The following is a 14,913-nucleotide window of genomic DNA, read 5'->3' as shown; positions in this document are numbered from 1 at the left end:
CCAAAATGAAACCGGCCGCGGATCGCTCCGCGGCCGGTTCGTATTGTCGATCGCTAGCGTCGATCAGGTCGCCCTGATGTCGACGTCCTTGGTCTCGGGCAGGAACAGGAAGCCGATCACGACGGTGATGGCCGCGAAGACGACCGGGTACCAGAGACCCGCATAGATATCGCCGGTCGAGGCCACGATTGCGAAGGCGGTTGCCGGCAAGAGGCCGCCGAACCAGCCGTTGCCGATGTGGTAGGGCAGCGACATCGAGGTGTAGCGGATGCGGGTCGGGAACAGTTCGACCAGCATCGCGGCGATCGGGCCGTACACCATGGTGACGAAGATCACCAGGATGAACAGCAGCCCGATGGTCGCGGCCACCTGCGGACGGAAGATGTCGAACGGATGCGCCATCTTCACGATGCCCGCATCGCCGGTTTTGGGATAACCGGCCGCCTGCACCGCGGCGAGAACGGCGGGGTTGCTGTCCTTGGCGGTCGCGTACGGAACTTCCTTGCCGTTCACCACCACCTTGACGCCGGAGCCGGCCGGGCCCGACGTGGTCGAGTACTTGACCGACGACTGCGACAGGTAGGCGCGCGCGGTGTCGCAAGGTGCGGTGAAGACACGGGTACCGACCGGGTTGAACAGGTCGCCGCAGCCTGCGGGATCCGCCACCACCTCGACCTTGACCGATTCGATCGCCTTTTCCAGTGCCGGGTTGGCGTTGGTGGTGATCATCTTGAAGATCGGGAAGAACGTCAGCGCTGCGATCAGACAGCCGCCGAGGATGATCGGCTTGCGGCCGATCCGGTCGGACAGCATGCCGAACACGATGAAGAAGCCGGTGCCGAGCAGCAGCGACCAGGCGATCAGGAGGTTGGCGGTGTAGCCGTCGACCTTCAGGATCGATTGCAGGAAGAACAGCGCGTAGAACTGGCCGGTGTACCAGACCACGCCCTGGCCCATCACGCCGCCGAGCAGCGCCAGCAGCACGAGCTTGCCGTTCTGCCAGTTGCCGAAGGCTTCCGTCAGCGGCGCCTTCGAGCTCTTCCCTTCATCCTTCATCTTCTGGAAGATCGGGGATTCGTTGAGGCGGAGCCGGATCCAGACCGAGATGCCGAGCAGCAGCACCGAGACCAGGAACGGGATGCGCCAGCCCCACTTCGCGAACTCGGCCTCGCCGGTCGCGGTGCGGGTGAACAGGATCACCAGCAGCGACAGGAACAGGCCGAGCGTCGCGGTGGTCTGGATGAAGGAGGTGTAGTAGCCGCGCTTGCCGTTCGGCGCGTGCTCCGCGACATAGGTCGCCGCACCGCCATATTCGCCGCCGAGCGCCAGGCCCTGGGCGAGGCGCAGCGCGATCAGGATGATCGGCGCCGCGATGCCGATCGTCGCCGCGCTGGGCAAGAGGCCGACGATGAAGGTCGACAGACCCATGATCAGGATGGTGACGAGGAAGGTATATTTGCGGCCGACGATGTCGCCGACACGGCCGAACACGATCGCGCCGAACGGCCGGACCAGGAAGCCCGCAGCGAACGCCAGCAGGGCGAAGATGTCGCGTGTGGCCGGCGGATAGTCCGAGAAGAACTGCACGCCGATGATCGAGGCGAGCGACCCGTAGAGATAGAAATCGTACCACTCGAAGACGGTACCGAGCGAGGAGGCGAGAATGACGAAACGTTCGTCCTTCGTCATCCCTCCCGCGCCTGTCTGAGACACAGCCATTGTCGACATGTTGAGTCGCTCCCCGAAATGCGTTTCCTCGCGCCCCGGATGTCCGGACATGCCGGATCAACCCAGGTCTTGCCCGCAAGGTAACATCGGCGTGAAACCCGCCCCAATACGACTTTCGGCCTTGCGCACTGACGCGCACCTGACGGCGCGCGCCTCCAACCGGCACGATAGTGCTCGACTTTGGATTAACCCCGTTCCCGCAAAGGGATATTGTCTGCTTGCATGCCACGGCGGGTCGGGGAAGAATTGACCGAGGCCCCGGACCGGCTTACTGGCCGGTGATTGCCAGCAAGAGAACGATGAACGCTCCCTCGACCCATCTCGTCATTGCCGATGACCATCCCTTGTTCCGCGATGCGCTGCGGCAGGCGGTAGCGGGCGTCCTGACCTCGGCCAGGATCGACGAGGCCGGATCGTTCGAGGATCTGACCGGGCTTCTGGAACAGGCCTCCGACGTCGACCTGATCCTGCTCGACCTCTCGATGCCCGGGATCTCCGGCTTTTCCGGCCTGATCTATCTGCGCGCGCAATATCCGGCGATCCCGGTGGTCATCGTCTCGGCTTCCGACGACAATGCCACGATCCGCCGCTCGCTCGATTTCGGCGCCTCCGGCTTCATTCCGAAGCGGTTCGGCGTCGAGACGCTGCGCGACGCCATCCTCAAGGTGATGGAGGGCGACGTCTGGGTTCCCGCCGACACCGACCTCTCCGCCGCCGCCGATCCCGACACGACGCGCCTGCGCGACCGCCTGGTGACGCTGACGCCGCAGCAGGTGCGGGTGCTGATGATGCTGTCGGAAGGGCTGCTCAACAAGCAGATCGCCTATGAGCTCGGCGTGTCCGAGGCCACCATCAAGGCGCATGTCTCGGCGATCCTGCAAAAGCTCGGCGTCGAGAGCCGCACCCAGGCCGTGATCGCGGCGGCCAAGATCGCCGGCGGCCAGTGGAAGCAGGGCACCCCGACGGGGTAGAGCATCATCCGGAAAAGTGCGCAGCGGTTTTCCGAAAAGATCATGCTCAAACAATAACCTAAAGCACGATGACGATTCGTCCTGATCTCGTCGCGCTTTAGTCCGCTACAGCGTCGCCAGTAGCGCGTCGGCCGCCCTGATATCGGCCGTTTCGGAGCCATCGGCGAAACCTTCGAGCGCCGCTTGGAGCAATTGCCTTGCGTCCTTGCGGCTGCGCCGTTCAGCAAGAAGCTGCGCAAGATCAATCGCCGCTCGCAGCTCCCAGGCTTTCGCGCCTTTGTCGCGGCTGAGCTTCAGCGATCGCATGAGGCAGGCCTCCGCGTCCCCGGTATTCGGCTCCGGTAGCGACAGCAATACCTTGGCCTTCATCCGCAGCAGTTCGGGCATGTAGAGATGATCGCCATTTTGCTCGACGATGTGGATCGCGTCGTCGATCTGGCGTGCGCTCTGCTCGATCTGGCCGAGCGCCAGCAGGCCGTGGACCTGAGCGATGTTGAGGGTCGTGGTGAGCAGCTCGTAGCCGACGTCGTGAAGCTCACCCAGGCAGGCGCTTATCGTCTCGACACCGCCCGCGGCATCGCCGCGCCGGATCGCCAATTCGCCTTTGACGCCACGGCCGACTGCGAGATACGGGCCCATCGAGCGCGAATTGGCATGTGCGATGAAACGGTCGATGTTCGCTTCGGCGGCGTCGAGATCGCCGTTCCAGAGATCGATCGACACTGCCCAGATCAGCGCGATGCAGAGCGTGATCGGATGGTCCATCTGCGCGGCCTCGGCGATCGTCTGCTGCGCCAGTCGTGAAGCATCCGCGGGCCGGCCCTGCAACCAAAACTCTCGTGCCAGCGAGATGCCGGCCCGGTTGCGGTGATCGAAGCCGTACACCGTGCTGATCCGCTCCGTGCCGGGGCCCCGCCAAGCCGCTTCCAGCATCGTCAGCGCGTCGCGATGCTCGCCGGCCAGATGCAGAGAGACACCCAGGAGCGACCTTGCGAGCGCAATTGAAGCGGCATCGCCGAGAGCTTCGGCGACCTTGAGGCTCTGCTGGGCATAGCCGAGCGCGGCGTCGAACTGTCCTATTCGTTCGTGGAAGATATGCATGCGGCCGAGCAGCTGGAGCTGGTTCGGCGCATCGCCGCGCCCTTCGGCGATCGCAAGACCTCTCGCCAGTGCCCCACGCGCTGCTTCGCTGCCGCCGCGCGTGAACATCAAGGTCAGGCCGAGCGCGGCCTGGATGTGCATTTCCTCGGCGCTGCCGCGCGTGGACGGATCGATCGCAAGCAGTGCCCGTTCCGACCAGCGCCGGCATTCGATCAGCAGTGACATCGCCAGGAACAACGGGGATGCCGATGCCGCGAGCGCAATGCCGATGCCGGCATCGCCGCCCGCGCCAAAGCACCAGTCGAGCGCGGCGCGCACATTGTGAAGCGCGGAGAAATGGATCGCGCGCTCGTCGGCGCTCGGCACGGTGGCCCATATCGTCCCGGCCTGCTCCAGCCATCGCCGATAGTAGGTCGCGTGGCGGGCCGCGAGTGCCGCCTCGTCAGGCTCGATCTCGAGCAGATAGGCCCGCGTCGTGTCGAGCAGGCGATAGCGCATCATGGCGCCGATCGGGCGCGGTGCGACCATCGACTTGGCGACTAGGCTGTCGATGGCGTCGAACAGGCGGGAGCGGTCGACGCGCTCGTCCGGCACGACCTCCAACGCGGCGTCGATGGTGAAGTGGCCCGCGAAGACGGCGAGGCGGCGCAGCACGAGGCGCTCGGTGTCGGACAAGAGGCCGTAGCTCCAGTCCAGCGTCGCCTGCAACGTCTTCTGGCGCGGTGGCGCCGTGCGCTGGCCCTGCCAGAGCAGATTGAGGCGCTCGTCGAGCAGCGTGGCCGTCTGCTCTAGGCCGTAGGCTTCGACCCGGCCCGCGGCGAGCTCGATCGCTAGCGCCATGCCGTCGAGCTTGCGGCAGATGTTCGCGACGATCGCGGCATTGGCATCGTCGAGCGCGATCTGCGCCCCGCCGGCTGACGCCCGCTCGAGGAAGAGCTGCAGCGCTGGATAGGTCTGTGCTGTCGTCGCGGTCAGCTCGCTGCCGTCGGGCGGAACGGCAAGCGGCGCCAGGCGATAGACTTGCTCGCCCTCGACGCGCAGGGCTTCGCGACTCGTGGCGAGGATATGGACATGCGGCGCGGCGTGGAAAATCTCCGCTGCGAGCGACGCCGCAGCGGCGATGACATGCTCGCAATTGTCCAGGATCAGCAGCATCCGCTCGTCCTGAAGATGGGCGAGCAGCGCGGGCAGCGGGTCGTCGGCCTGCGCCGGCAGCCCCAGCATCAGCAGGATCGAGGTGGTCACGAGATCGGGATCGCTCAGCGCAGCAAGGTCAACGAAGTGCGCGGCGCCGGAGAATGTCTCGAGCAGGTCGTGAGCAATCGCCACGGCGACAGCGGTCTTGCCGACCCCACCGGGGCCGGTGATCGTCACGAACCGCGAGGTCGTGAGCCTGTCAGAGATGGCTGCGATCGCATCGTCACGCCCGACCATCCGCTGCAGCCGGTTCGGTAGTTTCACCGGCGGCAGCTCGCGCCGCGGCGCTGTGCGGCGTTCTGCCTGAATCTCCGTTTGCGAGATCGGCGCAACGAAGCAATAGCCGCGACCGGAGAGCGTGGTGATGTAGCGCGCGCCGTCTTTTCCGTCGCCGAGGGCTTTGCGAAGCGCTGCAATGTGAAAGCGCAGATTGGCTTCCTCGACGGCCATGCCGGGCCAGACCTGCGCCATCAGGTCCCATTTGCTGATGACCTCGTTCGGCCGCGACATCAGCGCGATCAGCGTATCGAAGCTCTTGGCACCCATCGGCAGCGCGACGCCGTCGCGCGTGACGAGCCGCTCATGCGGCGTCACGATGAATGGCCCGAACGACAATGTCGACGCCGCGGGCGCGGCCGGTTCAATCATCACGAAATCTTGCTCATTTGCAGGACCGCATAACGAGCGGGCGTCGATCCGGCAAGACCGGCTTTGCATCGGCATCAGACCGCGTCTGCAGGGCCTCCCGGACCGGGTTCCCTGCCGGTCTCACAATTTCTCACAACTCCCAACGGGCGCGCTGCGGAGGTGGCTGCTAGTCAGGTGCGCGACGGCAAGGAGACTTTCATGACGCAAGCGGCAAAGCTGATCTACACGGCGAGGACCCACACCAGCGGCGGACGAGGGGACGGCATGTCCCGCAGCTCCGACGGCCGCCTGGATGTCAAATTGTCGCCACCGGGCGGAGCAGGCGTCGGCACCAACCCCGAGCAGTTGTTCGCGGCCGGCTGGTCGGCATGTTTCGAAGGCGCCATGGAGATCGCCGCGCGCAAGCGGAAAATCGTGCTTCCCAGGAAAAGCGCGATCGATGCGGAAATCGACCTTCTCCATGACGATGGCACTTACGCTCTGCGGGCGCGCCTCAATGTCAGCCTGCCGGGCCTCGATCACGAGGTCGCGCGCGGCATCGTCGATGAGGCGCACCAGACCTGTCCTTATTCCAGGGCCGTGCGCGGCAATATCGACGTCACGGTCGCACTGATCTGACCATCACCAACCACCAACCGGGTAGCACCATCATGAAGCAGCTCATCGACCAGCATCGTCGCAAGTTTTTTGGCGTCGCCGCAGGGACCGTCGCCGTCGGCCTCGGCGTGATCGACCTCGCCCTCGCCCAAACCGAAGCGCAGCGATCCCGAGCATCGAACGCGTCCTTCGGCCCGATCAAGCAGATCGATGCCGGCGTCCTCAACGTCGGCTATGCCGAGGCTGGCCCGTCGAACGGTCCCGTCGCGATCCTGCTGCACGGCTGGCCCTACGACATTCACGCCTTCGTCGATGTCGCGCCGATCCTGGCAAAGGCCGGCTATCGCGTCATCATCCCATATCTGCGTGGTTACGGCTCGACGCAGTTCCTCTCCAGCGAGACGCCGCGCAACGGCGAGCCCGCTGCAATGGCCGTCGACATCATCGCGCTGATGGACAAGCTCGACATCAAGACGGCGGTCGTCGCCGGCTTCGACTGGGGCGCGCGCACCGCCGACATCATCGCTGCGTTGTGGCCGGAGCGCTGCCGCGCGCTGGTGTCGGTCAGCGGCTATCTGATCTCGAGCCAGGCCGCGGGAAATGCGCCGCTGCCGCCGTCGGCCGAGCTGCAATGGTGGTACCAGTTCTATTTCGCGACCGAGCGCGGCCGCGCCGGATACGAGAAGTACACGCATGATTTCGCAAAGCTGATCTGGAAGCTTGCCTCGCCGCAATGGAAGTTCGACGACGCGACGTTCGACCGGAGCGCGGCGGCGCTCGACAACAAGGATCATGTCGCGATCACGATCCACAATTACCGCTGGCGGCTCGGGCTCGCCCAGGGCGAAGCAAAGTACGAGGAGATCGAAAAGAAGCTCGCCGCAGCTCCGGTGATCCGCGTTCCGACGATCACGATGGAGGGCGACGCCAACGGCGCGCCGCACCCCGATCCCAGCGCCTATGCCAAGAAGTTCGAGGGCCGGTACGATTTCCGCCTGATCACCGGCGGCATCGGTCACAATCTGCCGCAGGAAGCGCCGGAAGCGTTTGCCAAGGCCGTCATCGACGCCGAGGGCACCTGAGCATTCATTTGACGCCTCGGTCCAGCGCGGCTGGACCGAGGACGTGCCGCGCCCCAAGCATAAAGAAACCTCATGACGTCCAGCGAACCTGAAATGAAAAAGCGCTTCGGCGCCACGGCGATCACATTGGCCGTGCTGCTTCTTGTCGTTCTCCTGACCTGTGTGCCCTATCTGGTCTCGATCGCTCTTGCTGAAGGGCCGGCGCAAAGCAATCCGGCCGACGCCTCGCCGATCTTCGGCGTCACGATTCCTGACGGGTACAAGCAGTGGGAGCTGATCGCGCCGGCCGAAGAGGCCGCGCCGCTCGACGAGCTTCGCGCTGTTGTCGGCAACCAGACCGCAATCGAGGCCTATCAGGCCGGCAGGCTGCCGTTCCCCGACGGCACCATTCTGGTCAAGCGCGCCTGGAAGCGGAAACAGTCGCCCGAGTTCGCATCCGCGACGATCCCCGGCGCCGCCACCACGGTGCAGGTGATGGTCAAGGACGCCAAAAAATATGCCTCCACCGGTGGCTGGGGCTTTGGCCGCTTCGTCAATGGCAAGCCGGTGGATGAGGCGCAGCACCGCACCTGCTGGGGCTGCCACGAGGCCCGCGCCAAGAGCCGCGATTACGTGTTCACGCGGCTCGCGCCCTGAGCGCTCGGGAGACGGTCATGTCGAAGACCTGGTTCATCAGCGGCAGCTCGCGCGGGCTCGGCCGCGCCATCACCGAAGCGGCGCTTGCGGCGGGCGACCAGGTGGTTGCCACGGCTCGGAGCCTCGGCCCGCTCGAGCCCCTGCGGGAACGTTTAGGAGAAAGACTGCAGCTCGCAACGCTTGATGTCACCGACGAGGCCGCCGCTCAGGCGGCGATCGATCTTGCCGTGACAGCATTCGGCGGCCTCGACGTGGTCGTGAACAACGCGGGCTTCGGCGATCTCGGATCGGTCGAGGATACCAGCCTGGAGTCCTTTCGGCAGCAGATCGAGGCGAATCTCATCGGCACCATCATCGTCACCAAGGCGGCGATTCCCGTGCTGCGCCGGCAGCGTCGCGGGCACATCATGCAGGTCTCGTCCGTCGGCGGCCGGATCGGCGCGCCGGCCCGCGCACCTTATTCGGCGGCGAAATGGGGGATCGAAGGCTTTTCGGAATCGTTGGCGCGCGAGATGGCGCTGATCGGCGTGCATGTGACGATCGTCGAGCCCGGCGGTTTCCGGACGGACTTTGCTCAGGCCGCGCATGACACCGACGAGGGGCGTCCGGAGTACGACGCGGTGGTCGGCGCCGCCGTCCGGATGCAGCGTGATTACGATGGCCGCCAGCCAGGCGACCCGGCCAAGGCCGCCGCTGTCGTGCTGAAGCTTGCCAACATGGATCGCCCGCCTCTGCGCATCGCGCTCGGCAGCGATGCCGTCAGCGCCATCGCGGCGACCGACCGGCAGCGTCTCGACGAGCTGGAGAGGTGGCGCGCGCTCAGCGTCTCCACGGACTTCTGAACGTCCGCGCGTCTCACTCCGCCGCCACCATCTGCTGGGTGCGCCACTGGCCGAGCAGGGCGCGCAGCGAGGCCGGCTTCACCGGCTTGTTGAGCACTGCGATCTTCTCGTCGCGGGCGGCGACCTGCACGGCGGGGCTGCGGTCGGCGGTGATCAGGATCGCGGGGATGGTATCGCCGAAGCGACGGCGGATGTCGCGGATCGCGGCGATGCCGTTGCCGCGGTCGAGATGATAGTCGACGAGCAGGCCGGTGACGCGGCGGCCGGCTTTTTCGATCGCCGCGATCGCACCCTCGGGATCGGCGACCGCAATCACCTCGGCGTCCCAGGCTTTCAGCAGCGTGCGCATGCCGTCGAGGATCGCCGCGTCGTTCTCGATGCAGACGATCAGGGCGCCCGAGATCGGCGTGCGGGCCAGCGGCGTCGCGCTGGTCACGGCGGCCGTATGTGTGACCGCCTTCGCCGTCGGCACCGTCACGGAGAACACGGAGCCCCCGCTTTTGTTGCCGTCGATGGCGATGCCGTGCTTGAGCACGCGCGCCAGCCGTTCGACGATCGAGAGGCCGAGCCCGAGGCCGCGCGCGATCCGCGCGCCCTGTTCGAGGCGGTGGAATTCCTTGAAGATCTCGGCGCGCTTGGCCGAGGGAATGCCGACGCCGGTGTCGTAGACGCAGATCTTGAGCGAGGGGCCGCGGCGGCGGCAGCCGACTAGCACGCGCCCGCGCGGGGTGTATTTGATCGCGTTGGAGATCAGGTTCTGGAGCAGGCGCCGCAGCAGCAGGCGATCGGATTCGACCGGAAGCGAGCAGGGCACGAAGGCGAGCGCGAGACCCTTGGCGCGCGCGATCGGCGCGAACTCGATCTCCAGCGAGCGCATCAGATCCGCCATCCTGAAGCTCGAGATCGAGGTCGCCATCGCGCCGGCATCGAGCCTCGAGATGTCGAGCAGCGCGCCGAGGATCTCCTCGATGGCTTGCAGCGATTCGTCGATGTTCTCGACCAGCCGCGTCTCCTCGCCGCTGTGCTGGCGCTCGATCAGGCTCGTGATGTAGAGCCGCGCCGCATTCAGCGGCTGGAGAATGTCGTGGCTGGCGGCTGCAAGAAAGCGTGTCTTGGAGCTGCTGGCGTCCTCCGCCGCGCTCTTGGCCCGCGCCAGCTCGGAGTTCAGCCGCGTCAATTCCTCGGTGCGGTCGCGCACGCGCTTTTCCAGCGACGCATTGGCACGCTCCAGGGCTTCCGCAGCCTCGAAGGTCGGCGTGACGTCGGTGAAGGTGATGACGAAGCCGCCGCCGGGCATGCGGTTAGTCAGCACCTCAATGACCATGTGGCGTTCCGGCAGGCGCTCCAGATAGGGCTCGCTGTCGGTGGTGTAGGCCACGAGCCGCTGCTCGATCATCGCCTCGCGATCGGTGTCACCGGCCAGATCGCTCACGCCCATGAATTCCAGGATCTCGCGCAAGGGCGTGCCGAACTGGATGAAATGCGGGGGGACGTTGAGGAGGTCGCCGAACTGCCGGTTGGAGCAGATCAGTTGCAGATCGGCGTCGAACACCGCGATGCCCTGACGCACGTGGTTGAGCGCGGTCTGAAGGATCTCGCGGTTGAAATGCAGCGCGGCATGGGAATCGTCGAGCAGCTTCAGCGCGGCTTTCGCCGACACCGTGCGCTTGCGCAGCAGCAGCGACATCACGAGGCGCGAGGAGGCCGCACCGATCGAGGAGGCGATCAGGTGCTCGGCGTGCTGCAACAGCTCGAAATCGGCAGGCGCCGCAGGCTCCAGCCGCATGTTGCGTCTGGCCGAGAAGGCCTCGAACGAATGCCGCGCGCGGTCCGGCCCGAGATATTGCGCGACCGTGGTCTGGATGTCCTGCACCGTGACGGTGGTGCGCCAGCGGCGGAAGCTCGGCGAGATCGGCGCGAGCGTGTTGGGCACGAACAGATCGGCCTGCACCAGCTCGATCGACGAGGGCTGGCGCGCCAGCGACAGCAGCACATAGGTGAGGATGTTGAGCGACAGCGACCAGATCACGCCATGCATCAGCGGCGGCAGGTCGGCGCCGAACAAGGCCTGCGGCCGCAGCGCCTCGATCCCGAACGGGCCGTGCTGGAGCAGCAGGATGCCTGTGGTCGAGGAATCCATGAAGCTCGGCATGAACAGCGTGTAGAGCCACACCGCGAAGCCGACCATCATGCCGCCGATTGCGCCGCGCGCGGTCCCCCGCCGCCACAACAGACCGCCGAAGAAGCTCGGTGCAAGCTGGGCGATGGCGGCAAAGGAGAGCAGGCCGATTGCCGCGAGCTGGGTGTTGCCGAGCGCGCGATAGTAGAAATAGGCCATCACCATGATGGCGAAGATCGCCAGGCGCCGCGAGCGCAGCAGGAAGTCGCTGAAATCGGCCCCGCCGGTGCGTCCCTCCGGCCGCCGTTGCAGCACCAGGGGCACCACGAGGTCGTTCGATACCATGATCGACAGCGCGACGCATTCGACGATCACCATCGCGGTTGCCGCCGACAGGCCGCCGACGAAGATGGCGACGCTGAGCAGGTCCGCGCCTCCCTCCATCGGCAGCGCCAGCACATACATGTCCGGTTCAGCCGTGCCGAACGGGAAGGTGACGAGACCGGCGAGCGCGATCGGAATCACGAACACGTTGATGGCGACGAGGTAGAGCGGAAACAGCCAGCGCGCGCGGCCGACCTCGGCATCGGATGAATTCTCCACCACGCTGACGTGGAACTGGCGCGGCAGCAGCATCACCGCGCACAGCGACAGCAGCGTCATGGTCAGGAAATTGCCGATCGACGGCGAATAGTTGATGGCGCGCACCGCCTCCGGCGTTTTCATCGCGCGCTCGATCAACTCATGGGGCGAGAACATCCAGAAGGTGACGAAGATGCCGGCGGCGAGAAAGGCGACCAGCTTGACGATGGATTCGGTCGCGACCGCCAGCATCAATCCGTGCTGGTGCTCGGTGGCATCGGTCTGCCGCGTGCCGAACAGAACCGCGAAGGCCGCCATCGCCAGCGTCACCATCAGCGCCATGTCGCCCAGGATCGGGATGTGGGAGAACGCCTGGTCCTCGCTGAGGATGGTTTCCAGCGAGGACGCCACCGCCTTGAGCTGGAGTGCGATGTAGGGCACCGAGCCGATGATCGCGATCAGCGCCACGGTTGCCGCCACCGCCTGGCTCTTGCCGTAGCGCGCGCCGATGAAGTCGGCGATCGAGGTGATGTTGTGGGTTTTGGCGAGCTGGATCACGCGGCGGAGCACGCCGGCGCCAAGCCCGATCATCAGGATCGGGCCGACATAGATCGCAAGGAAGTCGGTCGAGGTGCGGGTGGCGAAGCCGACCGAGCCGAAGAAGGTCCAGGAGGTGCAGTAGATCGCCAGCGACAGCGGATAGATCAGCCCCGAGGCGCGGCCGGGCCCCGCTGGCGAGCGGCGGTCGCCATGGCTCGCCACCAGGAACAGGAAGCCGATATAGCCGAAGGCGGCGGCGATCACGCCCCAGTCGTGCAGCATGGCGAGCGTGCTTCTCCCTGGGCGCGCGAGGCGCCCGATCTCATTTTCCCTGCAAATCTAGCGCGTTGGACCGGTGGAGGCGACAGCGAAATGGCGGGGCAGGAGCGGGAACTGGGGGTGTCGTTAAGGTGCGTCGCCTGGGGCGTCTTGGCCCACCGAGAGAGTCCCCGTGTGGCACCCCTCTCCCTGACCCTCCCCCGCAAGGGGGAGGGAACAGAGAGAGTGCCGATTGTCGCGGCGGCGACGAGCCAGGTCGGGGCGACAGATCAACGTGAGGTAGGCACACCTGCCTCGCTCCCTCCCCCCCTTGCGGGGACCTTGCGGGGGAGGGTCGGGGAGAGGGGTAGCCCCGGGCTCGGTGAGAGTTATTCGGAGAGCGGCGAAAGCGCCTACTCCGCCGCGAGCGACTTCTCGCGCAGCGGCAGGCCGAGGCGATCCCACACTTGCAGCAGCGCTTCGGCGAGCTGATCGATCAGGCCGTCGTCATGATAGGGCGAGGGCGTGATGCGCAGCCGCTCGGTGCCCTTGGCGACGGTCGGATAGTTGATCGGCTGGATGTAGATGCCGTGCTCTTCGAGCAGCAGGTCGGACGCCTGCTTGCACTTCTCGGGATCGCCGACGAACAGCGGCACGATGTGGGTGTCGTTCAACATCACCGGCAGCCCAGCGGCATTCAGGATCGCCTTGGTGCGGGCGGCGCGGTCCTGATGGCGCTCGCGCTCCCAGCTCGAGGTCTTCAGATGCTTGATCGCGGCGGTCGCGGCCGAGCAGATCGCCGGCGGCAGCGCGGTGGTGAAGATGAAGCCCGGCGCGTAGGAGCGCACCGCATCGATGATCTGGCCGTTGGCGGCGATGTAGCCGCCAAGGCAGCCGAACGCTTTTGCGAGCGTGCCTTCGAGGATGTCGATGCGATGCATGACGCCGTCACGCTCGGCGATGCCGCCGCCGCGCGGGCCGTACATGCCGACGGCGTGGACCTCGTCCACATAGGTCATCGCGCCATATTTCTCGGCGAGATCGCAGATTTTTGCGAGCGGCGCGACGTCACCGTCCATCGAATAGAGGCTCTCGCAGGCGATCAGCTTCGGCCGGGTCGGACCCGCAGCCTTCAGCTTCTCTTCGAGATCAGCCAGATCGTTGTGACGGAATACGACGCGCTCGCAGCCGGACTGACGGATGCCTTCGATCATCGAATTGTGGTTGAGCTCGTCCGACAGGATCAGGCAGTTCGGAATCAGCTTTGCGATGGTGGCGATGCCGGTCTGGTTCGAGACATAGCCCGAGGTGAACAGCAGCGCGGCTTCCTTGCCGTGGAGGTCGGCGAGCTCGGCCTCGAGCTGCACCAGCGGATGATGCGTGCCGGCGATGTTGCGGGTGCCGCCTGCGCCGGTGCCGACGCGGGTCGCGGTCTCGACCATGGCGCCGACTACCTTCGGGTGCTGGCCCATCCCGAGATAGTCGTTGGAGCACCAGATCACGACGTCGCGCTTGCCCTTGGGCGAGTGCCACACCGCGTGCGGGAACCGGCCGGCGGTGCGCTCCAGATCGGCGAAGACGCGGTAGCGCCGCTCGGTATGGAGGCGATCGAGGGCGGAATTGAAGAACTGGCTGTAATCCATCGGCAAAACCTGAGACGGAACTGACCAAAAGGGCCGCATCTTCTTAGAGCTTTTCCAGCTCCAATGTCTATGCGCTATCCCACATTTGGGGGTGAGGGGCATTTGGGCAAAATGCCCTATCGTGCGATTTGAAACTTGATCCCGATCAAACTCGCGCGAGAGGTCATGTTGCTTTGCAGCATTAGCCGCGTGCGGGTCTGGCCAGCCCTGGTCTTCCTTCGCGGCTCGGTACGCGCTTTCTTGACCGCGGCCGCCGGCTTTACCCAATCCGATTCTCGCAGCGCATGCGCCATTGGCCCTGAGAGCATGCTCAAACCAGGCCTTCGAAAGGACCTTTTCATGAAGCGCGTGATGATCCTCAACGGTCCCAACCTCAACATGCTCGGCATCCGCGAGCCGCACATCTACGGCACGACGACGCTCGCAGAGATCAATGCGAGCTGCGAAGACGCCGCCGCAAAGCTCGGGCTCAAGCTCGCCTTCCACCAGTCCAACCATGAAGGCGTGCTGGTCGACCTGATCCAGTCGGCCCGGCAGGATGCCGATGCGATCATCATCAATCCGGCGGGCCTGTCCTTCACCTCGGTCTCGATCATGGACGCGATCAAGACGTTCGAGGGCCCCGTGCTGGAGGTCCACATCTCCAACATCCACGCCCGCGACGAATATCACCGCCACTCGAAGATCTCGTTCGTGGCCACCGGCGTGATCTGCGGTCTCGGGCCGTTCGGCTACATCGCCGCGCTGCACGCGATCGCGAGTATGAAGTGAGCTGCTGGAGCCGCCGCTGCGCTCCCTCGTCCCGGTCTTACGGGGGCGCGACGAGCTTCGCTCGCGCTGAGAGCGTTGGGGTGAGGGGCTGCTTTGGCAAAGATGGTGAGAATTGGACTCGCGGAGAGTCCCCCTCACCCGGAATCCGCTACGCGCGAATTCCGACCTCTCCCCGCAAGCGGGGCGAGGTGAAGAAAG

At 65.6% G+C, this 14,913-nt stretch carries 10 protein-coding genes; 6 read left to right on the top strand and 4 right to left on the bottom strand.

The window, feature by feature from the left end:
- Positions 1–63: 63 nt before the first annotated feature.
- Positions 64–1,689 (bottom strand): MFS transporter, encoded by a 1,626-nt coding sequence (locus QA642_RS44485; RefSeq protein WP_283082464.1) that lies wholly within the window; start codon positions 1,687–1,689, stop codon positions 64–66.
- 338 nt (positions 1,690–2,027) lie between these two features.
- Between QA642_RS44485 and QA642_RS44480 the strand changes: the two genes are divergently transcribed.
- Positions 2,028–2,699, top strand: a complete 672-nt coding sequence (locus QA642_RS44480) for a response regulator transcription factor (protein ID WP_283082463.1) — start codon at positions 2,028–2,030, stop codon at positions 2,697–2,699.
- 105 nt (positions 2,700–2,804) lie between these two features.
- On the opposite strand, the gene QA642_RS44475 is transcribed toward QA642_RS44480, so the two are convergent.
- Positions 2,805–5,645: a winged helix-turn-helix domain-containing protein gene (locus QA642_RS44475; RefSeq protein ID WP_283082462.1), complete on the bottom strand. Its 2,841-nt coding sequence runs from the start codon at positions 5,643–5,645 to the stop codon at positions 2,805–2,807.
- 198 nt (positions 5,646–5,843) lie between these two features.
- Between QA642_RS44475 and QA642_RS44470 the strand changes: the two genes are divergently transcribed.
- The 4 genes from QA642_RS44470 to QA642_RS44455 all read left to right on the top strand — a co-directional run bounded on the left by QA642_RS44470 (position 5,844) and on the right by QA642_RS44455 (position 8,802).
- Positions 5,844–6,263, top strand: coding sequence for an organic hydroperoxide resistance protein (locus QA642_RS44470; RefSeq protein ID WP_283082461.1), 420 nt, complete (start codon positions 5,844–5,846; stop codon positions 6,261–6,263).
- Between the two features lie 32 nt (positions 6,264–6,295).
- Entirely contained in the window at positions 6,296–7,324 is a 1,029-nt protein-coding gene (locus QA642_RS44465; protein WP_283082460.1) for an alpha/beta hydrolase, read from the top strand.
- Between the two features lie 72 nt (positions 7,325–7,396).
- Positions 7,397–7,960 carry a cytochrome P460 family protein gene (locus QA642_RS44460; protein ID WP_283082459.1) on the top strand — a complete coding sequence of 188 codons (564 nt, stop codon included), beginning with the start codon at positions 7,397–7,399 and terminating at the stop codon, positions 7,958–7,960.
- Positions 7,961–7,977: 17 nt separating this feature from the next.
- Complete coding sequence (locus tag QA642_RS44455; RefSeq protein ID WP_283082458.1) at positions 7,978–8,802, top strand: SDR family NAD(P)-dependent oxidoreductase; 825 nt, start codon at positions 7,978–7,980, stop codon at positions 8,800–8,802.
- Positions 8,803–8,815: 13 nt separating this feature from the next.
- Here QA642_RS44455 and QA642_RS44450 read toward each other — a convergent pair whose 3' ends face one another.
- Positions 8,816–12,325, bottom strand: coding sequence for a PAS domain-containing hybrid sensor histidine kinase/response regulator (locus tag QA642_RS44450; RefSeq protein WP_283082457.1), 3,510 nt, complete (start codon positions 12,323–12,325; stop codon positions 8,816–8,818).
- A 389-nt stretch (positions 12,326–12,714) separates the two neighbouring features.
- A complete protein-coding gene (gene hemA, locus QA642_RS44445) occupies positions 12,715–13,944 on the bottom strand; it encodes a 5-aminolevulinate synthase (protein WP_283082456.1) in 1,230 nt (409 codons plus the stop codon).
- Between the two features lie 339 nt (positions 13,945–14,283).
- On the opposite strand from hemA, the gene aroQ reads away from it, so the two are divergent.
- Complete coding sequence (gene aroQ, locus QA642_RS44440; RefSeq protein WP_283082455.1) at positions 14,284–14,715, top strand: type II 3-dehydroquinate dehydratase; 432 nt, start codon at positions 14,284–14,286, stop codon at positions 14,713–14,715.
- Positions 14,716–14,913: the final 198 nt, after the last annotated feature.

Origin of the sequence: Bradyrhizobium sp. CB2312 (assembly GCF_029714425.1) — a bacterium.
In the GTDB taxonomy this organism is placed as follows: domain Bacteria; phylum Pseudomonadota; class Alphaproteobacteria; order Rhizobiales; family Xanthobacteraceae; genus Bradyrhizobium.
The sequence above is the reverse complement of the archived record's forward strand: the minus strand, read 5'-3'. Positions and strand labels throughout refer to the sequence as shown.